Annotated in this window: 18 protein-coding genes; 10 read left to right on the top strand and 8 right to left on the bottom strand. The window is 58.7% G+C overall.

The genetic code is table 11. The annotated features are described in order from the left end of the window. Window positions 1–91 precede the first annotated feature (91 nt). The 4 genes from N6L24_RS04220 (at window position 92) to N6L24_RS04205 (ending at window position 3,107) form a co-directional block, all read left to right on the top strand. A complete protein-coding gene (locus tag N6L24_RS04220; RefSeq protein WP_271843381.1) occupies window positions 92–985 on the top strand; it encodes a LysR family transcriptional regulator in 894 nt (297 codons plus the stop codon). 61 nt (window positions 986–1,046) lie between these two features. After that, window positions 1,047–1,481 carry a CBS domain-containing protein gene (locus tag N6L24_RS04215; protein WP_271843380.1) on the top strand — a complete coding sequence of 145 codons (435 nt, stop codon included), beginning with the start codon at window positions 1,047–1,049 and terminating at the stop codon, window positions 1,479–1,481. Between the two features lie 132 nt (window positions 1,482–1,613). Continuing rightward, a complete protein-coding gene (gene coaD / locus N6L24_RS04210; protein WP_271843379.1) occupies window positions 1,614–2,105 on the top strand; it encodes a pantetheine-phosphate adenylyltransferase in 492 nt (163 codons plus the stop codon). A 39-nt stretch (window positions 2,106–2,144) separates the two neighbouring features. Next, window positions 2,145–3,107 (top strand): DUF808 domain-containing protein, encoded by a 963-nt coding sequence (locus tag N6L24_RS04205; protein ID WP_271843378.1) that lies wholly within the window; start codon window positions 2,145–2,147, stop codon window positions 3,105–3,107. Between the two features lie 128 nt (window positions 3,108–3,235). Here N6L24_RS04205 and tkt read toward each other — a convergent pair whose 3' ends face one another. Beyond that, the gene (gene tkt / locus N6L24_RS04200; protein WP_442872580.1) at window positions 3,236–5,209 is read right to left on the bottom strand and encodes a transketolase; all 1,974 of its coding nucleotides are present in this window, start codon (window positions 5,207–5,209) and stop codon (window positions 3,236–3,238) included. A gap of 299 nt (window positions 5,210–5,508) precedes the next feature. Between tkt and N6L24_RS04195 the strand changes: the two genes are divergently transcribed. Both N6L24_RS04195 and N6L24_RS04190 read left to right on the top strand, forming a co-directional pair. After that, a complete protein-coding gene (locus N6L24_RS04195) occupies window positions 5,509–6,123 on the top strand; it encodes a hypothetical protein (protein WP_271843376.1) in 615 nt (204 codons plus the stop codon). After that, window positions 6,123–6,518 carry a cell division protein ZapA gene (locus N6L24_RS04190; protein ID WP_271843375.1) on the top strand — a complete coding sequence of 132 codons (396 nt, stop codon included), beginning with the start codon at window positions 6,123–6,125 and terminating at the stop codon, window positions 6,516–6,518. The genes N6L24_RS04195 and N6L24_RS04190 overlap by 1 nt, the downstream gene beginning before the upstream one ends. 82 nt (window positions 6,519–6,600) lie before the next feature. Here the strand turns inward: N6L24_RS04190 and grxD are convergent, their stop codons facing one another. From grxD to N6L24_RS04155, 7 genes are all read right to left on the bottom strand, one after another. Further along, on the bottom strand, window positions 6,601–6,963 hold the full coding sequence (gene grxD / locus N6L24_RS04185) for a Grx4 family monothiol glutaredoxin (protein ID WP_271843374.1): 363 nt from the start codon (window positions 6,961–6,963) through the stop codon (window positions 6,601–6,603). A gap of 70 nt (window positions 6,964–7,033) precedes the next feature. Beyond that, window positions 7,034–7,270, bottom strand: a complete 237-nt coding sequence (locus tag N6L24_RS04180; RefSeq protein WP_271843373.1) for a BolA/IbaG family iron-sulfur metabolism protein — start codon at window positions 7,268–7,270, stop codon at window positions 7,034–7,036. Between the two features lie 81 nt (window positions 7,271–7,351). Beyond that, window positions 7,352–8,227 (bottom strand): hypothetical protein, encoded by an 876-nt coding sequence (locus tag N6L24_RS04175; RefSeq protein ID WP_271843372.1) that lies wholly within the window; start codon window positions 8,225–8,227, stop codon window positions 7,352–7,354. Between the two features lie 81 nt (window positions 8,228–8,308). Then, window positions 8,309–8,776 (bottom strand): hypothetical protein, encoded by a 468-nt coding sequence (locus tag N6L24_RS04170; protein ID WP_271843371.1) that lies wholly within the window; start codon window positions 8,774–8,776, stop codon window positions 8,309–8,311. A 72-nt stretch (window positions 8,777–8,848) separates the two neighbouring features. After that, the gene (gene purL, locus N6L24_RS04165; protein WP_271843370.1) at window positions 8,849–11,008 is read right to left on the bottom strand and encodes a phosphoribosylformylglycinamidine synthase subunit PurL; all 2,160 of its coding nucleotides are present in this window, start codon (window positions 11,006–11,008) and stop codon (window positions 8,849–8,851) included. A gap of 112 nt (window positions 11,009–11,120) precedes the next feature. Next, the gene (locus N6L24_RS04160; protein ID WP_271843369.1) at window positions 11,121–11,726 is read right to left on the bottom strand and encodes a dioxygenase family protein; all 606 of its coding nucleotides are present in this window, start codon (window positions 11,724–11,726) and stop codon (window positions 11,121–11,123) included. A gap of 234 nt (window positions 11,727–11,960) precedes the next feature. Further along, entirely contained in the window at window positions 11,961–12,866 is a 906-nt protein-coding gene (locus N6L24_RS04155) for a LysR family transcriptional regulator (RefSeq protein WP_271843368.1), read from the bottom strand. Window positions 12,867–13,037: 171 nt separating this feature from the next. Between N6L24_RS04155 and N6L24_RS04150 the strand changes: the two genes are divergently transcribed. From N6L24_RS04150 to argC, 4 genes are all read left to right on the top strand, one after another. Then, a complete protein-coding gene (locus N6L24_RS04150) occupies window positions 13,038–16,457 on the top strand; it encodes an indolepyruvate ferredoxin oxidoreductase family protein (protein ID WP_271843367.1) in 3,420 nt (1,139 codons plus the stop codon). A gap of 95 nt (window positions 16,458–16,552) precedes the next feature. Beyond that, entirely contained in the window at window positions 16,553–17,443 is an 891-nt protein-coding gene (locus tag N6L24_RS04145; RefSeq protein ID WP_271843366.1) for a lysophospholipid acyltransferase family protein, read from the top strand. A gap of 13 nt (window positions 17,444–17,456) precedes the next feature. Beyond that, a complete protein-coding gene (locus N6L24_RS04140; RefSeq protein ID WP_271843365.1) occupies window positions 17,457–18,269 on the top strand; it encodes a glutamate racemase in 813 nt (270 codons plus the stop codon). A gap of 108 nt (window positions 18,270–18,377) precedes the next feature. Further along, a complete protein-coding gene (argC, locus tag N6L24_RS04135; protein ID WP_271843364.1) occupies window positions 18,378–19,406 on the top strand; it encodes an N-acetyl-gamma-glutamyl-phosphate reductase in 1,029 nt (342 codons plus the stop codon).

Genomic DNA, 19,406 nt, shown 5'->3' with positions numbered 1-19,406 from the left:
ACTCTTGCGGCCAGTCTAGTCTTGCAAAATGGAGCCTAAAAGATAAAATATCTCAAATTCATTTTGCAATTTTGCAAAGGAGGGGCGCGGCATGGCGCAATGGGATGATTTGCGGGTGTTTCTGGCGGTGGCCCGCGATGAAAGCCTGTCCAAAGCGGGCAAACGCTTGCGGATGGATCCGGCGACAGTGGGGCGGCGCATCGGGCGGCTGGAAGAGGCTTACGCCACGCCGCTGTTTCAAAAATCCCCCACCGGGTATGCGCTGACCGATATGGGGCAACGGCTGTTGGTCCATGCGATCCGGGCCGAACAATCCATGCAGATGGCAGATGAGGAAATGAGCGGCACAACCGGCGCGTTGACCGGGCAGATCCGCATTGGCGCGCCGGATGGGGCGGCGAATTTTCTGTTGCCGCAGGTTTGCGCCCGCATTGCCGAGGACAACCCGGAACTGGAAATTCAGATTGTCGCCCTGCCGCGACTCTTTAGCCTGTCAAAACGCGAAGCGGATTTTGTTGTCGCTGTCAGCCCGCCCACCGCAGGCCGGTTGATGGTGCAGAAAATCACTGACTATCAGCTGAGCCTCGCGGCGGCGGGGTCTTATCTGTCGACCCATCCGGCCATCACGGATCTGGCCGCGCTGCAAGATCATCCACTGGTGGGCTATATCCCCGACATGATCTTTGACAAGGAATTGGATTACCTCAAAGAACTGGGGCTGGGCACGCCCCGGCTCGCCTCCAATTCGGTGTCTGTGCAGCTCAACTGGTTGCAGCAGGGCAGCGGGGTGGGTATCGTGCATGATTTCGCCATGCCCTTTGCGCCTGAATTGCACCGTGTGCTGCATCCCGCGGTCTGCCTCACGCGGGCGTTTTACCTTGTGCGCCACGAAGATGACAAACGATTGGAACGCCTCAATCGCTTTGCCGAAGCCCTGAGCGCTGGCCTGCGTCAGGAGGTGGCGCGGCTGGAGGGGCTGACTTGACTTTTGCGATTCTTGCGGCGACGCTCAAGTTGACGAAATTATTTTACGGAGAGTTCCTTATATGCTGGTACAACAAATTCTGAAGGAAAAAGGTGACGCGCGCGTTGTAACGGTTCAGCCAGGTACGCTGGTCCGGGATGCGGCCAAGATCCTTGCTGACCGCAGAATTGGTACCGTCGTGGTCTCCGGTGACGGCGAAACCGCAGATGGCATTCTCTCAGAGCGTGACATTGTGCGCGAACTTGGCAATCGCGGGGCCGCCTGCATGAGCGATCAGGTGGATGAGTTGATGACCTCCAAACTCGTCACGTGCAGCCTGGCGGATGATGCCGTGGGCGTGCTGGAAAAAATGACCGAAGGGCGCTTTCGCCACATGCCGGTTGTCGAAGAGGGCAAATTGATTGGCCTGATCACCCTGGGCGATGTCGTCAAGGCGCGCCTGTCCGAAGTGGCGATGGAAAAAGATGCGCTCGAAGGCATGATCATGGGGCATTAAGCCCACTATGGCTGCGTGGGGGCAATGACGCTGCGCCATCCCCCCCGTAGTTCTGCGTGGCGACGCATTGTTCTCTTGCAATTGTGGGTCCAGTAAGGTTGCTTGCGCAAAATAAAATTTCGGAGAGCATGGATGCGCACTGGATTGTACCCCGGAACCTTTGACCCCATCACTTTGGGCCATGTTGATATTATCCGCCGTGCGGCGGTTTTGGTGGACCGGCTGGTGATTGGCGTAGCCATCAATCGCGATAAGGGGCCCATGTTCTCTTTGGAGGAGCGCGTGGCGATGATTGAGGCCGAATGCGAGGCCCTGTCGCGTGAAACCGGCACCGAGATTGTGGCCCATCCGTTTGAAAACCTGCTGATCGACTGCGCCAAAGAAGTGGGCGCCCAGGTGATTGTGCGCGGGCTGCGCGCGGTGGCGGATTTTGAATATGAATATCAGATGGTCGGCATGAACCGCGCGCTGGACGCCAGCGTTGAGACCGTGTTCCTGATGGCCGATGCGCAGCATCAGGCGATTGCCTCCAAATTGGTTAAGGAAATCGCGCGTTTGGGCGGGGACGTCAGCAAATTTGTCACGCCAAGCGTGCGTCAGGCACTGGTCGATCGGGTACGCTGAGCCTATGTTTCCCCCAATGGATGTTCAGGGGGACGTTATATGAGTGGGTTGTTGGCGCTGCTGGATGATGTGGCGGGCATTGCCAAAGTGGCGGCATCGTCGATTGACGATGTGGCGGCGCAGGCTGCCAAAGCCGGGGCCAAGGCTGCGGGCGCGGTGATCGACGATGCAGCGGTCACGCCAAAATATGTACATGGCTTTGAAGCGGCACGCGAACTGCCGATCATCTGGAAAATCGCCAAGGGGTCTTTCAAAAGCAAGATCCTGATCCTGTTGCCCATTGGGCTTCTCTTGGCAAATTTTGCACCTTGGCTGATTGCGCCCTTGTTGATGCTGGGCGGGGCCTATCTGTGTTTTGAAGGCGCAGAGAAGATCTATCACCTGTTGGTGCCCCATGATGATCACCCTGTGTTTCCCGAAGACAAACCGGGCGATCCTGCGCATCTTGAAGAGGAAAAGGTCGCCGGGGCCATCAAAACCGATTTCATTCTGTCCGCTGAGATCATGACCATTGCGCTGGCGGCGATCCCGGAAAGCAATTTCTGGATGGAGGCCGCAACGCTCGCGGTGGTGGGCATCGGGATCACCGTGGCTGTCTATGGATCGGTCGCGTTGATTGTGAAGGCAGATGATGTCGGCCTTTGGCTGAGCCAAAACGGCCGTCTTGCCCTGACGCGCGGTTTTGGGCAGGGCGTTGTGAAAACCATGCCAAAATTCATGAAACTGCTGACGATTGTCGGCACCGCCGCCATGTTATGGGTCGGTGGGTCGATCATTGTGCACGGGATGGAAGAGCTTGGCTTTGGCTGGCTGGGGCATCACATCCACGACTGGGCCTATGCGGCCGGGCACGCTGTACCCGCTGCTTGGGAAGGATTTGTGGAGTGGCTGAGCAAGGCCACCATGGATGGCGTCTTTGGACTCGCGCTTGGCTTTGTGCTTATTCCGCTTGTGACCCGTGTGATCCTGCCTGCCTATCAGGCGCTGCGCCCGGGTACATAAGCCGCGCCTGCAGAATGGGCGGCACCGGCGGGTGCCTCCGGCGGGAGTATTTTTGAAAAGATGAATGGGCCGAATAAAAAAAGGGCGCTCCGATTGGGGCGCCCTTGGTTTTTGCTGTGGTGCAAGGCTCACAGCATCGCTTTGACTTTTTCTGCCACGTTTTCGGCGGTGATGCCGAATTTTTCAAAGAGCTGGCCCGCAGGGGCAGAGGCCCCAAAGCTGTCCATGCCCACAAAGTCGGCTTTGCCGTTTTTGCCACGTTCGCCCAGCAGCCATTGATCCCAGCCTTGGCGTACGCCGGCCTCGATGCCGACGCGCACGGGGCCAGCAGGCAGCACCTTGCGGCGATAGCTTTCGTCCTGCGCGGCGAAAAGCTCCATGCAAGGCATGGAGACCACGCGGGTGCCGATGCCTTCGGCCTGAAGAATGTCGCGCGCTTTCAGCGCCACGGAAACCTCAGATCCGGTGGCGATCAGGATGGCCTGGCGTTTGCCTTCGGCTTCGGCGAGCACATAGGCACCCTGTTCGGTCAGGTTCTTGAGTTTGTGTTCGGTGCGCACGGTTGGCAGGTTCTGGCGCGTCAGTGCCATCACCGATGGGGTCGAGGTGCTGCTGATCGCGATTTCCCAGGCCTCGGCGGTTTCCACCGTGTCTGCGGGGCGGAACACATAGGTGTTGGGCGTGCTGCGCGAGATTGCCACATGTTCCACCGGCTGGTGTGTTGGGCCATCTTCGCCGACGCCGATTGAGTCATGGGTCATGACAAAGACCGTTGGCACCTTCATCAGGGCCGCCAAACGCATGGAGGGGCGGGCGTAGTCGGTGAAGGCCATGAAGGTACCGCCATAAGCGCGCATGCCGCCATGCAGGTTCATGCCGTTCATCGCAGCGGCCATGCCATGTTCACGGATGCCCCAATAGATATAGCGGCCACCGCGGTTGGTGGTGTCAAACATGCCCAGATCATCGGTCTTGGTGTTGTTGGACCCGGTGAGATCCGCCGAGCCACCGACCGTTTCATGCATGATGCTGTTGATCACCTTCAGCGCCATTTCCGAAGATTTGCGCGTGGCGACGCTGGGCTGCTCTTCTGAGGTTTTCTTTTTCAGGGCCTTGATGGCGGCGGAAAGCTTCTTTGGGGTTTCCTGCGCATAGGCGCGGTTGAACTTTGCCTGTTTCTGGCTGGATACGTCGGCAAAGCGCGCGTTCCAGGCGGTGCGCTCTTCGCTGCCGCGGGCACCGATGGCCTCCCAGGCGGATTTCAGATCGGCAGGGATTTCAAAGGAGCCATGTGGCCAGCCCCAGGTGTCTTTTGCGGCTTTGAGCTGCTCTGGATCGGTGAGCGCCCCGTGCCCTTTGGAGGTGTCCTGCGCCGCGTGGCCCAGAGCAATATGGGTTTTGCAGGCGATCATCGAGGGTTTCTTGGATTTCTTGGCGGCGGTCAGGGCCGCATCGATGGCCTCGGGGTCATGGCCGTCGATTTCCTGCACATGCCAGCCAGAGGCTTTGAAGCGCTGCACCTGATTGGTGCGATCCGACAGGTCAACCGTGCCATCAATGGTGATGTTGTTGTTGTCCCAAAGAACAATCAGCTTGCCCAGCTGATGCCGACCTGCGATGCCGATGGCTTCCTGGCTGATGCCTTCCATCAGACAGCCATCGCCCGCGATCACGTAGGTGTGGTGATCAACGATCTTTTTGCCGAACTGGGCGCGCTGGATTTCTTCGGCGATGGCAAAGCCAACCGAATTCGCGATACCCTGACCCAGCGGGCCTGTGGTGGTTTCCACCGCGTCAATCAGGAAGTTTTCCGGATGGCCGGCGGTCAGCGCACCAAGTTGGCGGAAATTCTTGATCTGATCGAGGGTGACTTGCTTGTCGCCCGACAGGTAGAGCAGCGCATAGATCAGCATGGAGCCATGTCCCGCCGACAGGATAAAGCGATCGCGATCTGGCCACTGCGGATTGGCCGCATCAAATTTCAGGTGCTTTTCAAACAGCACGGTGGCCACGTCCGCCATGCCAATGGGCATGCCGGTGTGGCCGGAATTTGCGGCGGCAACCGCATCCAGCGCCAGGGCGCGAATGGCGGTGGCTTTCATCCAATGATCCGGATTTTTGGCTTTCAGAGCGGCGATGTCCACGGGCAACGTCCTTTAAATTATCGCTTGTTATGCGCTCAATAGCAGGCTGGCCCATAAGATCAAGAACCGGCGTGTCGGCAGGTTTAAGCACAGGCTGCAAGTCTTTGATGTTAAAGGGGGCGCATTTTGTCAGACCTTTGGGTAAAATCGCTGAAAGCCAGCTGATTGCGCGATTCGCGCAGCGGCTGTTGGGATGCGCGCTGCATTGGGCACCATTGGGCCGCATCGGGGACGTGAGGGATGAAAGGACGAGGCGAATGAGCGAGATCGCAGATCTTGAAAACAGGCTGTCCGCAGCGCTGGATCGCATTGCGCGCGGCTTGGATCACATCGACACTGGCAACAACGGCGAATCGGGGGCTGACGGGGCCGAGGCGCTTGCTGCGGCACAGAGCGAAATCGCGGCGCTCAAAGCGGCGCTTGAGGCGGAGCGTGACGACAAAAAGGCGCTCTTGTCGGAAATTTCGGACCTCAAACGCTTGTCTGAACCATCGCCCTTGCCGGCGGCCACACCTGCCGCGACGGGAGAAGATTCTGATATTGCGGCCCTAAAAGAGACGCATGCCGCCGAAATCGCCCAGTTGCGCGCGGCTGCGGTGGCAGAACGCGAAGCTTGGGAAGGGCTGAACAGCCGTGTGGTGCGTATGCGCCGATCAAACAAACAGCTGCGCAGCAATACCGTCGCCCTCAGGCAGGCCGCTGCCGAAAAGGTCGTGGATGCAGAGGTGATCAACCAGTCGCTGCAAACGGAACTTGACGCAGAGCGCGCCGCCCATGAGCTGGAGCGCGCCGAAACTGATGTGATCCTGAAAACCCTGCAACCGCTGTTGGGCGAGGCAGCTGAGTTTGACGAGCTGGAGGAAACGGTCTGATGCCAGAAGTAGAAATCAGCATTGGCGGGCGCGCCTTCGAAGTGGCCTGCCAAGAGGGCGAGCAGCATTTTCTGCAATCGGCGGCCAAGATGCTGGACGATGAGGCGCGGGTGCTGACCAGCCAGATTGGCCGTATCCCCGAAGCGCGGATGCTGTTGATGGCGGGGCTGATGCTGGCGGATAAATCGGCCGGGATGGAAGATCGCATGCGCGAGCTCGAAGCCAAACTGGCGGAGCAGACCGCCGAGGTGGAGCGGATCAAGAACGCCCCCGCGCCCGTGCCGGACAAGGTTGAGGTGCCGGTGGTGCCCTCATCCGTCAAGGACAGCCTGGCAGAGCTTGCCGCCCGTGCCGAAGCGCTGGCAACCACGGTGGAAGAAAAAGCCGCGTCTTAAAATTGGTAAAGTACTGTTGTTGAATAAGAAAAGGCGGCCTCTATGAGCCGCCTTTTCCGAATGTGATCTGCGCCAGCTGCGCTTAGGCGTTGGCTTCGCGGATTTTTTCGGCCATCTCTTTGCTGTAGGTGACGCCCTTGTTGTCAAACATGGTGTCCAGCTCACCGGAGAGGGTCATTTCGGTGACGATATCGCAGCCGCCAACAAATTCACCTTTGACGTAGAGTTGCGGGATGGTTGGCCAGTCGGAATAATCCTTGATGCCTTGGCGAATGTCTTCATCGGCCAAGACGTTCACATCGGTGTATTCCACGCCCATGTAGTTCAGAACACCGGCCACGCGGCTGGAGAACCCGCATTGCGGCATTTCCTTGGTGCCTTTCATGTACAGCACCACATCATGGGCGTTGACGGTTTCCTCGATACGGGTTTTTGCGTCGCTCATTGCGTCATCCTTTGTTGTGATGCCTTGATCGGGCGGCATCGGGCCAGCGCGCGGCTGGCAATTGTCTGGTTTATTCAGGGGCCTTGGTGGTCAGGGCCAGGGCGTGCAGCTCACCATTGGAGCCATCCATCTTGCCTTTGAGGGCGGCATAGACGGCGCGCTGTTGCTGCACCCGGTTCATGCCACGAAAGCTTTTGTCGATCACCTCAGCGGCGAAATGCGCGCCGTCGTCGCCCTGCACGGTGATTTTGCCGCCGGGAAAAGCGTCACGGAGCAAATGCTCGATTTCAGATGCGGTGATGGCCATGAAGATATCCTTGATATTTTCTGTCAACTTATGTGCGCGCCGCAGCGAGCGCAAGGGTGCCTGCACGTTGTTTTACTGGGGCTACGCTGGAAATGTCCGGCAATGCGGCATCTGCTGGATCACCTCCCAGTCGGCGTCATAGCGCGCAGTCAGATCGGCGAGGGCCTTGTCTGAATAGGGCGCAAACCCCGGAAAATCCGGCCCACGCGGGAAAAGCTTCTCTGCGGCGGCGCGGTTTTCTGCTGTGATGTCCTCGCCGAGCGCCTCAAGATAGGCCAGCCCCTGCGCTGACAGACCCTGATTGGCGGCCCGATCCAACCAAGCGATCTGCGCGGCGCAGGCCTCCCCGGCGATCTCCGTGATCAACTCTTGGCGCGCGGTTTCATAATCCTCATAGCGCCAAACCATGAAGTCCACCGGCCCATCAATGGTCTTGCGCAGGCGGAAGATCAGGTTGGACCAACTGAGCGCGGTCAAATCAATGCCGCTGACGTAGCTGTCAAAGCTGTTGAAGGCATGACCTTTCATGTTCTCCTGCCAAGCCGACACGAGAAACCGCGCCGGGTTGCGAATCGCCAGCGAAATGGTGTGGCGTTGACCGGGAAATAGCTGCGCCAGCCGCGCCATGCGTTTTGGCGCAAAGCGGTAAAAGCGATCGCCTTCCATCAGCATATTGGGGCGTAGATTGCCTGAGATGTTTTCATTCATCAGAAGGGCGGTACCGGCCTCGCCAACGTAATGCTCTAGAAAAGCGTCGCCCGCACCCGCGGTCAGACGCGGATCAATACGCTCGCGCAGTAGATTGGCCAGTGGGAAAAGGTTGCTGCCAATGATTTGCGGCGCAATCACCGCAACGTCATGCTCTGCCATCAGGGCGGCGTTTTGACTCATCGAGCGCTGAAAATGGGTGGAGGCGGTCTTATGCGCGCCGATCATGAAGATCAGATGTTTCGTCATCAATTCGCCTTGCGAAATCGGGTCCGTTGAAAAAAGTTCGTTCACTTCAGCCTAGGCGGGAGTAACGGGGGCCGCAACCGTTTAGGCGCGCGACACGGCGCTGCGAAACGCGGGCAGGGCGGCCTTAAATCGGTCAAACACGTCGCTGGCGTCCAGCGCGGTCAGGCTGCTGACGGTCCAGCCGCTTTCGGGGGCCGTCAGCTCTGCTAGAAAGGCATCAAGCTGCTGGCTTTGCGGCGGGCTGAGGGGATAGCGTTGCAGCAGGGCGATGGCCTCAAGCGTTTCATGCAGGCGGCGCATCATGCGAAACGCATCGATCATCTGGCGCATCTGATCCGGCGCGTCGCGCCATGTGATGCCTGCAAAAACCTCTTGGGTGACGCGCTGGCCTGCACCGCGGCAGTCAAATTTCACGCAGCCACCAAAGCCCTTGTTCATCAGGTCGGCGTGGATACGGCAGCCAAAACTGTCAGGGGCGAGGTTGGGGCAGGGTGTGCCTGCGGGTTTGTCAAAGGCGAAGGCATCGCCCTTGTCAAAATGAAGCGCCACGCAACAGAGCGCGGCGCATCTTGTGCAATCAGCGGTGAAATCGGGGAAGAGCGCGGTCTGCCCCAACATTGTTTAGGCGACCGCGGCAGCGAAACTGCTGCGGAAGATCTGCGCCAGCTCTGCCAGCGCGGCTTCGGAATTGCCAAAGCGCACCACATCGCCGGTGAATTTGCCCACCGACTGGATCGCCACGCCTGCAGCGGCGGCGCGGGTCATCAGCTCTTCGGCTTGATCAAAGTTACAGGCCACCAGGTAACGCGCCTGATCTTCGCCAAACAATGCAGCGGTGTCTGCGGCATCCAGCACCACGCCAACGCCCGCCTGTTCGGCCAGCTCAAACGCGGCCAGCGCCAGGCCACCGTCGGCCAGATCGGTACACGCTTTGATCATGTCGCGGTTGTTGCGGATGAATTCGCCATTCAGCTTTTCGGCCGCCAGATCCACCGCAGGCGCGTCGCCTTCTTCGCGGTTGAACACTTCGGCCAGCAGGGCGGATTGCCCCAGATGCCCGATGGTCTCGCCGATCAGCAGGGCAACATGGCCTTCGCGGACCTCGCCATCAATTGGCTCTTCATTTGCGGCAATCAGGCCCACGGCCCCGATGGTTGGCGTTGGCAGAATGCCTTTGCCGTCGGTTTCATTGTAAAGCGAGACGTTGCCCGACACGATGGGCATATCCAGCGCTTTGACCGCTTCGCCGATGCCCTGAATGGCCCCAACGAATTGCCCCATGATCTCGGGCTTTTCAGGGTTGCCAAAATTCATGTTGTCGGTGGTGGCCAGCGGCTTTGCCCCCACAGCAGTGAGGTTGCGATAGGCCTCGGCAACGGCCTGCTTGCCGCCTTCAACCGGGTTGGCTTTGACATAGCGCGGGGTCACATCAGAGGTGAAGGCCAGTTTCTTGCCGGTGCCATGCACCCGCAACAGACCAGAGCCCTTGCCAGGGCCGCGCGCGGTGTCGGCCATCACCATGGAGTCATACTGGTCATAGACCCATTGTTTGCCCGCATAGTTGGGCGAGGAAATCAGCGCCTTCAGCCCGTCAATCGCGTCAATCTCAGGCACGTCGGCCAATTCTTCGGCCGCCGGGGTGGCCACCCAGGGGCGGTCATATTCTGGCGCGGTGGAGGAGAGTTTGGACAGTGGCAGGTCTGCTTTGACTTCGCCGTTGTGCATGATCAAAAAGCGGTCTTCGGCGATGGTTTCACCGACGATGGCAAAATCCAGATCCCATTTCACAAAGACCGCGCGCGCTTCTTCTTCCAGCTCTGGTTTCAGAACCATCAGCATGCGTTCTTGTGATTCAGACAGCATCATTTCATAGGCGGTCATGTTCTCTTCGCGCTGCGGCACGTTTTCAAGATCAAGGCGTACGCCCAGACCGCCTTTGTCACCCATTTCCACAGCTGAGCAGGTCAGACCTGCTGCGCCCATATCCTGGATCGAAATCACAGCGCCGGTCTGCATCAGCTCCAGCGTGGCTTCCATCAGGCGTTTTTCGGTGAAGGGGTCGCCCACCTGAACGGTGGGGCGCTTTTCTTCGATGGTGTCGTCAAACTCTGCGGAGGCCATGGTCGCCCCGCCGACGCCATCGCGCCCGGTTTTTGCGCCGAGATACACAACAGGCATACCGACGCCCGAAGCCGCCGAGTAGAAAATCTTGTCACTGTCCGCCAAACCGGCAGCAAAGGCGTTGACCAGACAGTTGCCATTATAGGCCGGGTGAAAACGGACTTCGCCGCCGACGGTCGGAACGCCAAAGCAATTGCCATAGCCGCCGATGCCTTCGACCACGCCGTTGACCAATTGTTTGGTTTTCGGATGTGAAGTTTCACCAAAGGACAGAGAGTTCATTGCCGCAATGGGGCGCGCGCCCATGGTAAACACGTCACGCAGAATGCCGCCCACGCCTGTGGCCGCACCTTGGTAAGGTTCGATATACGATGGGTGGTTGTGGCTTTCCATTTTGAAGACCACAGCCTGACCGTCGCCAATATCAACGATGCCGGCGTTTTCACCGGGGCCGCAGATCACCTGCGGGCCTTCGGTGGGCAGGGTGCGTAGCCATTTCTTGGAGGATTTGTAGGAACAATGTTCGTTCCACATCGCCGAAAAAATACCCATTTCGGTGAATGTCGGGTCGCGGCCCAGAATGTTGATCACCTCTGCATATTCCTCGGGGGTGAACCCGTGTGCTGCAATGACGTCTTCGGTGATTTCTGGATCTTGCATCTGCTCATGTCCCCTAAGGCAATCTTGGCGCCCTCATAAGGCAAATCCGCGGGCAGGGAAAGCCCTGCCGCGCGCCTGATTGCATCAACTTTTGCGCCGGGGAATGGGCGCGTTAAAGCACGATGTCGACCGTGGCCTGTGGCAGCCCGTCGACCACGGAAAAGCGCATGGTCACGGCTTCGCGTTCTGCGGGTGTCATGCGGCTGTAGATCCGGTCAGCGCCATTCTGCGCGTCGTCATCCAGATAGAATTGCGTTGTCAGCTCTGTTCTGCCCACAAACGCCTTTACGTGGATGTGGGGCGTGCGTCCGGGGTAGGCCACCGGCTTGATGGTGCGAAAGCTGTAGCGGCCGTCGGGGCCGGTGATGTCGTGACCGAAGCCCTGAAAGGCAGCATCGCGCGGCTGTGCGCTGCGCTCGCCCGTGTGCAGATAGCGGCCATTGGCATCCGTTTGCCAGATTTCGACACGCGCGCCTTCGATTGTTGTGCCGTCCTTGGTCATGACCTGTCCGGTCAGGCGGATGACCTCGCCCCCGGCTTCGATCACTTTGCTGGCGATTTTCACCAGGTCATTGTCGATATCGTCAAACCGCATGCCGGGCTTTGGGTAATAAGGCCCTTCAGTGGCTTTGGGGGTGACAACGGCTGCCATTGCTGGGGTCGCGGCCATCAGGCCGGTGGCGGCTGTCAGTTTTAAAAAGTTGCGTCGCGCGGTCATATTTTTCGGCTCCTGTTTCCTCGCATTGGCAACATGGGGCCTTGTCGGCAAAAAACAATGCAGCCAAAAAAAAGGCCGAGCGAATAGCTCGGCCGAAGTCCAACAGGGAGGTATGAAGATGATGCGCTTTTCAGCAATCATCGCCTTCGAGAGGTGAAATAGTGGTCAGTTTGAAAACTTTCAAGATAATCTGACGCCGAAAGCGTCAAAGCCGATATGCATGTGGCGCATGGCTCACACGTTGCCCTGTTCTTTCAGCAATTTGCGGTGAAGCTGGATCTCTTCCTGAATGAAATCGCGGAACGCCTGAATGCGTTTGGATTGGCGCAATTCTTCGGGGTAGGCCAGATAGACCGGCACTTCGCTGCTTTCCGTGTCAGGGAAGACGCGCACCAGATCCGGGGATTCTTCGACCACATAATCGGGCAGGATGCCAATGCCCAGATCGTGCAGCACCGCCTGTAAGACGCCAAAGTAATTGTTCACCATAAGTCGCGACGGAATGTCATGGGTCAGGATCGATTGCGTCAAGGCAGAGCTGGCGCTGACCTGCGTGGCGTCGATGTTCTGGCAAATCAGGCGATGGTCTACCAGATCGTCCATGGTTTCCGGCGTGCCTTGGCGATCCAGATAATCCTGCGTCGCATAAAGCCGCATGCGCACACTCATCAGGCGTTTGCGGATCAGATCGGCCTGACTGGGTTCTTTCATGCGGATCGCGGCATCAGCCTCGCGCATGGGCAGGTCGAGCACCTTTTCCTCAAGCATCAGGTCGATATTGAGGTCCGGGTATTTTTCATAAAGCTTATGCAGCCGTGGGGCGAGCCAGAGGGTGCCAAAGCCCAGCGTGGTGGTCACGCGCAATTCGCCAAAGACCTCTTCTTCGCTGTCGCGAATGCGGGCCGAAGCGGCATCCAGCCGCTTGGACATGGCGCGGGTCGCGTCAAACAGCAATTCCCCCTGTTCAGTAAGAATCAGTCCGCGCGCGTGGCGGTGAAACAGCGTGGTGTTCAGGCTCTCTTCGAGGGCGCGCACCTGGCGACTGACCGCCGATTGCGACAGATGCAGCGCATCGCCCGCATGTGTGAGGCTGCCCGCATCCGCAACAGCGTGAAAGATTCTAAGCTTATCCCAGTCCATATGCGCAACTTTCGCTAACCCATTCGCCACATACAAGAAATTAGGAAAAAACAAAATATGTGACGCGAGGTTTTATTCGAAATGTCACATAAACCCCTTGGTTGGGTCAGAATTGGTGACCTAATATATGCGCTATACTAACAGTGTCATCGAGCCGAGGGGAGACGCCAGATGAGCATCCAGAAAGTATCGCTGAGCGATAAATTTGATCTGACCAAAAAGCAGGTTTTGCTGAACGGCACGCAGGCGCTTGTCCGCTTGATGCTGACGCAAAAGGCGCGCGACGAAGCGGCGGGGCTGAACACGGCAGGCTTTGTTTCTGGGTATCGTGGCTCTCCGCTTGGGGCGGTTGACAGTGTGATGACGCGCGCCAAGAAACATCTGGAGCCGGCCAATGTGACCTTTCAATCGGGTCTGAACGAAGATCTGGCAGCCACGGCGCTTTGGGGCACGCAGCAGGCAGAGATGCGCGGCGAAGGCAAATACGATGGTGTCTTTGGCCTCTGGTACGGCAAGGGACCGGGCGTGGATCGCACCGGCGATGTGATGCGCCACGCCAATATGGCGGGCACCTCCCAACACGGCGGCGTTCTGATGGCGCTTGGCGATGACCACACCGGCGAAAGCTCGACCGTCTTGCACCAATCTGAATGGGCTTTGGTGGATGCCTACATGCCTGTTGTGTCTCCTGCCGGTGTGCAGGAAATCATCGACTATGGTCTTTATGGCCTCGCGCTCTCGCGCTTTGCCGGTGTCTGGGTGGGTCTGAAAACCATGAAGGACACGATCGAAGCCACCGCTGTCATTGACGGCAGTGTTGACCGGGTCAATGTTGTCACCCCGGAGTTTCAGATGCCTGCGGGCGGCTTGAATATTCGCACCCCTGACACGCCGCACGACCAAGAAGTGCGCATGATCGATTACAAGCGCTACGCCGCAGAGGCGTTTTCCCACGCCAACAAGATGGATAAACGGGTCTGGGGCAAACCCGGCGCGAAAATCGGTTTTGCGGCGGCCGGTAAGAACTGGCTTGATTTGACCCATGCGATGTCGCTGCTGAACATTGACGAGGCAGAGGCAGAGCGCCTGGGCCTGACCACCTATAAGATTGGCCAAACCTTCCCGCTGGATATGAAAGGTTTTCACGACTGGGCCGAAGATCTTGATCTGATCGTGATCGTCGAAGAAAAACGCAAGCTGATCGAAGTGCAGGTGAAAGAAGCGATCTTTGATGATCGTCAGGGCCGCCGCGTCTATGGCTGGTACAAGGGCGGCGCGGGCAGCATGCACCGCGAAGAGCTGTTCCCGACACGTGGCGCGCTGGACCCGATCATGATTGCCGAAAAGATCGGTGATATCCTGATCGAAGAGGGCCGGGGCACCGATGGCATCAAAGCCGGGCTGAGCGCGCTGATGGAGGCCAAAAAGGCCGACAACGCTGAAGATCTGGCCAACCGCGTGCCGCATTATTGCTCGGGCTGTCCGCACAATACCTCGACCCGCGTGCCGGATGGCAGCCGCGGCGGTGCCGGCATTGGCTGCCATTACATGGTGCAATGGATGGATCGCAATTCGGTGGGCTTTACCCAGATGGGCGGCGAAGGCGTCAACTGGGTGGGCGAAGCGCCGTTCTCTAAGCGCGAGCATATTTTCCAGAATCTTGGGGATGGCACCTATACGCACTCTGGCTCGCTTGCGATCCGAGCGGCTTTGGCGGCCGGCACCAATATCACCTATAAAATCCTCTATAACGACGCGGTTGCGATGACCGGCGGTCAGCCCATTGATGGCGGTATCGACGCGCCGCAAATCGCGCGCGAATTGCAGGCCATGGGCGTGAAAAACATCGCGCTGGTCTATGACGAGAAAGAAGACATCGACCTTAAGGCCTTCCCATCCGGGTTGATGGTGCATGAACGTGCCGAATTCATGGATGTGCAGGACAAGATGAAAACCATCGCCGGCGTTTCGGCGATCCTTTACGTGCAGACCTGCGCCAATGAAAAACGCCGCCGCCGTAAGCGCGGGGCTTTCCCTGATCCGGACAAGCGCGTGTTTATCAACACCGATGTCTGCGAAGGCTGCGGCGATTGCGGGGTGCAATCCAACTGCGTCTCGATTGTGCCGGTTGAAACAGAGCTGGGCCGCAAACGCGGCATCGACCAATCCAGCTGCAACAAAGACTTTAGCTGTCTCAGCGGCTTCTGCCCGTCCTTTGTCACGCTGTCTGGCGCGAAGATCCGCAAGGAAGCCTCGGCCAGTCTGGAATTGCCCGACATGCCACAGCCTGAAATCAAACCCATCACCGGCACCCACAATGTGGTGATGACCGGCGTGGGCGGCACCGGCATCGTGACCATTGGCGCGGTTCTGGCGCAGGCTGCACAGATTGATGGCAAAGCCGCTGGCATGATGGAAATGGCAGGTCTCGCGCAAAAGGGCGGGGCCGTGCATATCCACTGCCGTCTGGCGGAAACCCCCGATGACATCAGCGCCATCCGCGTCGCCACCGGCGAATGTGATGCGCTGATTGGCGGCGATCTGGTGGTCAGCGCCGGGGCCAAGACGCTGGGTCTGACAACCATGGGCCGCACCGGCGCGGTGGTGAACAGCCATGAAATCATCACTGGCGAATTTACGCGGAATACCGAATTCACCATCCCGGGCGACCGCCTTGCGCTGCAATTGCAGGCGCGTTTGCAAGACGGGCTCTTGCTGTTTGATGCGTCGGAACTGGCGCGCGTCACCATGGGAGATTCGATCTATTCCAACATGATGATCTTTGGCGCGAGCTGGCAAATGGGCCAGATCCCGGTCAGCCATGAGGCGATTATGCATGCGATCACGCTGAATGGCGCAAAGGTCGATGAAAACAAACGCGCCTTTGAACTGGGTCGCTGGGCGGCGCTTTATCCGGCTGAGGCCGAGAAACTGCTGGCACCAGGTATTGTTGCGCTGCCAAAATCGCTGGAGGAAAAAATCGCCTTCCGCGCAGATCAACTGGTAAAATACCAGGGCAAAGGTCTGGCTAAGAAATACCGCGCGTTGGTGGACCCGATTGCGGATGCGCGCCTGAAAGAAGCCGTGGCCAAAGGCTATTTCAAACTGCTGGCTTACAAAGATGAATACGAAGTGGCGCGGATGCATCTGGAAACCCGCGAAAAAGCGGCCAAGCAATTCAGCGGGGATTTCAAAATGAAATTCCACCTCGCGCCGCCGATGCTCAGCAAAATGGGGCCGGGTGGGCACCCGCAGAAACGCGAATTTGGCGAAGGCATGCTGCGTTGGTTCAAACTGTTGGCCAAGCTGAAATCCCTGCGCGGCACGCCGTTGGATGTCTTTGGCTATACCGAAGAGCGCAAGATGGAGCGCGCGCTGATCAAGCAGTATGAAAACGACATGGCAGAGGTGTTGCCACAACAGGGTGACGCGGCCCATGACGCGGCAATTGCCCTGGCCGAGCTGCCGATGCAGATCAAAGGCTATGGTCCTGTCAAAGCGGCCAACGAAGCCAAGGCCGCCAAACGCCGCGAAGAGCTGCTGGCGGTGCTGCGCACCCCGGCATCTGATCTGCCCCGCGCGGCGGAATAATCAGCCCGTGATCTTCTGATCACAGCAATGTTGAAACAACGCACAGCCCCCATTGCGGGGCTGTGTCTTTTTGTGCGCGCCTCTAAAAAGGCAGCATGACCTCGCAGCGCGCCATTGTTCGGGATATCAGCTATGCCCATTCCGCCCAAACGGCGGCGGGGCGATTTGTGATCCGCAGCTTTGAAAACCTGACCGGGCGGCCCGGGCTGATCCGCCGCGCCAAAGGCTATGAGGCCGAGGTCGCGGCTGGGGCCGATTTCTGGGATGTGATGCGCCGCCGCTATGGGCTGACGCTAGAGGTGGTGGGGGGCAGCCTTGATCTGATCCCGCGCACGGGGCCGCTTTTGCTGATTGCCAATCACCCCTATGGCATTCTGGATGGCCTGATGATGGGCCAGCTCCTCAGTGAGCTGCGCGGGGATTTCCGCATTCTGGCGCATCAGGTGTTTCGCAAAGCCGATGACATCAACCGGGTGGTGCTGCCGATTGATTTTTCCGAAACCAAAGCCGCCATGCAGCTTAACCTATCCACGCGCAAAACCGCTGTGTCGTATCTTCGGGACGGTGGGGCGATTGGCATTTTTCCGGGCGGCACCGTCAGTACTGCCGCCACGCCGTTAGGGGTGCCGCTTGATCCTGTGTGGCGCGGGTTCACGGCGCGGATGGTTGCCAAATCAGAGGCCGCTGTTGTGCCGCTCTTCTTTGACGGCAGCACAACGCGGTTTTTTCAATTGGCGAGCCATCTGCATTATACCCTGCGCATGAGCTTCCTGATCCGTGAATTTCGCAAGCGGGTTGATCAGCCTGTGCGCATTGTCGTCGGCAAGCCCATTGCGCGCGCCGAAATTCAGGCGCGTCAGTCTGACAGCAAAGCGCTGATGGACTTCCTGCGCGCGCAAACATATGCTTTGTCTCCGACACCCCTTGACTCATCGTCATATGGGTTTGAATTTGAACAGAAATACCGAGATACTAAGTCTCAATAAAGGTGGATGCGCCATGGCAGTCGGGATCTTTGATAGTGGGTTGGGTGGATTGACCGTTTATGATGCGGTCAGCAAGCGTCTGCCGGATGTGCCGCTGGTCTATTTTGGCGACAATGCCCATGCGCCTTATGGGGTGCGTGATGCCGATGACATCTATGATCTGACCACCAAATCGGTGGAACGTCTTTGGGACGCGGGCTGCGATCTGGTGATCCTTGCCTGCAACACCGCCAGCGCCGCCGCCCTGCGCCGGATGCAGGAAAGCTTTCTGCCTGAAAACAAGCGGGTGCTTGGGGTGTTTGTGCCGTTGATTGAGGCGCTGACAGAACGGCGTTGGGGCGACAACAGCCCGCCGCGCGAAGTGGCCGTCAAACATGTGGCGCTGTTTGCGACCCCTGCGACCGTGTCCAGCCGCGCCTTTCAACGCGAGCTGGCGTTTCGCGCCATTGGCGTTGACGTTGAGGCGCAGGCGTGCGGCGGCGTGGTGGACGCCATCGAAGATGGCGACGTGATCTTGGCCGAGGCACTGGTGCGCAGCCATGTTGACGCGCTGAAACGCAAAATGCCCCATCCTGAGGCGGCGATTTTGGGCTGCACCCATTATCCGTGGATGGAAGAGGCCTTTCAGGCGGCGCTTGGCGAGGATGTCAAAGTCTATAGCCAAGCCAATCTGGTGGCCGACAGTCTGGGCGACTACCTGCGCCGCCACCCCACGATGATTGGCAGCGGCACCGACAGCATGTTCCTGACCACGGGCGATCCGGCGCGCGTCAGCGACCGCGCGACGCAGTTTCTGCGACGAAAAGTCGAGTTCATCGCTGCTTGATGATTGGCGCAAAGCGCCTTAAATCCTCTGAAACACTATGCGGCCCGGTCTTGGGCCAAGCTCTGCGGCGCATGTCCGGCAGGAGCCAAGGAATAGAAAGGTCAAAGCATGACCCATAAGATCGCAATCCTCGGGGCCAGTGGCTATACCGGCGCCGAACTGGTGCGCCTGATCGCGACCCATCCGTCGATGGAGATTGTCGCGCTGGCCGCCAACTCCAAAGCGGGCATGGCCATGGCCGATGTGTTCCCGCATCTGCGCCATCTGGATCTGCCGGATCTGGTCACCATTGATCAGATAGATTTTGCCAATGTCGATCTGGTGTTTTGCGGCCTGCCACATGCGACCAGTCAAAAGGTGATCCGTGCTCTGCCCAAAACCGTGAAAGTCGTTGATCTCTCGGCTGATTTCCGGCTGCGCGATCCTGAAGAATACGTCAAATGGTACGGCGGGCAGCACGACGCGCTGGAAGAGCAGGCCGAGGCGGTCTATGGCCTCACCGAATTTTACCGGGATGAGATCAAATCCGCGCGGCTAGTGGCGGGCACCGGCTGTAATGCCGCCACCGGCCAATATGCGCTGCGCCCGCTGATTTCGGCTGGGGTGATTGACCTTGACCAGATCATTCTGGATCTGAAATGTGCCGTCTCCGGCGCTGGCCGCTCGCTTAAGGAGAACCTGCTCCACGCCGAGCTGAGCGAAGGCTATCATCCTTATGCGGTCGGTGGCACCCATCGGCATCTGGGCGAATTTGATCAGGAATTCAGTGCCTTAGCGGGCCGCCCTGTCAAAGTGCAATTCACGCCGCATTTGGTGCCTGCCAACCGGGGCATTCTGGCGACGGTCTATGTGCAGGGCGATGCCGAGGTGATCCACCAGACGCTGAGCAGCGCCTATGAGGCCGAACCGTTCATCGAGATGCTGCCTGTTGGCCAGACCCCCAGCACGCGCCACGTGCGCGGCAGCAATTTCTGCCACATCGGCGTGGTCAAAGACCGGATCGAAGGGCGCGCCATCGTGGTGGCGGCGCTGGATAATCTGACCAAAGGCTCCAGCGGGCAGGCGTTGCAAAACGCCAACCTGATGCTGGGCCTGCCCGAGACCGAAGGGCTGATGCTGGCGCCCTGTTTCCCGTAA

This window comes from Cognatishimia sp. SS12 (assembly GCF_028369055.1).
Taxonomy (GTDB): Bacteria; Pseudomonadota; Alphaproteobacteria; order Rhodobacterales; family Rhodobacteraceae; genus Cognatishimia.
The sequence above is the reverse complement of the archived record's forward strand: the minus strand, read 5'-3'. Positions and strand labels throughout refer to the sequence as shown.

Coding starts and splice junctions, on each gene's coding strand:
- N6L24_RS04175 (WP_271843372.1), bottom strand. CDS start 8,227: ATGACGAAACATCTGATCTTCATGATCGGCGCGCATAAGACCGCCTCC.
- N6L24_RS04180 (WP_271843373.1), bottom strand. CDS start 7,270: ATGGCCATCACCGCATCTGAAATCGAGCATTTGCTCCGTGACGCTTTT.
- N6L24_RS04195 (WP_271843376.1), top strand. CDS start 5,509: ATGAGCGAGATCGCAGATCTTGAAAACAGGCTGTCCGCAGCGCTGGAT.
- N6L24_RS04140 (WP_271843365.1), top strand. CDS start 17,457: ATGGCAGTCGGGATCTTTGATAGTGGGTTGGGTGGATTGACCGTTTAT.
- argC (WP_271843364.1), top strand. CDS start 18,378: ATGACCCATAAGATCGCAATCCTCGGGGCCAGTGGCTATACCGGCGCC.
- N6L24_RS04220 (WP_271843381.1), top strand. CDS start 92: ATGGCGCAATGGGATGATTTGCGGGTGTTTCTGGCGGTGGCCCGCGAT.
- N6L24_RS04145 (WP_271843366.1), top strand. CDS start 16,553: ATGACCTCGCAGCGCGCCATTGTTCGGGATATCAGCTATGCCCATTCC.
- purL (WP_271843370.1), bottom strand. CDS start 11,008: ATGCAAGATCCAGAAATCACCGAAGACGTCATTGCAGCACACGGGTTC.
- coaD (WP_271843379.1), top strand. CDS start 1,614: ATGCGCACTGGATTGTACCCCGGAACCTTTGACCCCATCACTTTGGGC.
- N6L24_RS04215 (WP_271843380.1), top strand. CDS start 1,047: ATGCTGGTACAACAAATTCTGAAGGAAAAAGGTGACGCGCGCGTTGTA.
- N6L24_RS04190 (WP_271843375.1), top strand. CDS start 6,123: ATGCCAGAAGTAGAAATCAGCATTGGCGGGCGCGCCTTCGAAGTGGCC.
- tkt (WP_442872580.1), bottom strand. CDS start 5,209: ATGAAAGCCACCGCCATTCGCGCCCTGGCGCTGGATGCGGTTGCCGCC.
- N6L24_RS04155 (WP_271843368.1), bottom strand. CDS start 12,866: ATGGACTGGGATAAGCTTAGAATCTTTCACGCTGTTGCGGATGCGGGC.
- grxD (WP_271843374.1), bottom strand. CDS start 6,963: ATGAGCGACGCAAAAACCCGTATCGAGGAAACCGTCAACGCCCATGAT.
- N6L24_RS04160 (WP_271843369.1), bottom strand. CDS start 11,726: ATGACCGCGCGACGCAACTTTTTAAAACTGACAGCCGCCACCGGCCTG.
- N6L24_RS04205 (WP_271843378.1), top strand. CDS start 2,145: ATGAGTGGGTTGTTGGCGCTGCTGGATGATGTGGCGGGCATTGCCAAA.
- N6L24_RS04150 (WP_271843367.1), top strand. CDS start 13,038: ATGAGCATCCAGAAAGTATCGCTGAGCGATAAATTTGATCTGACCAAA.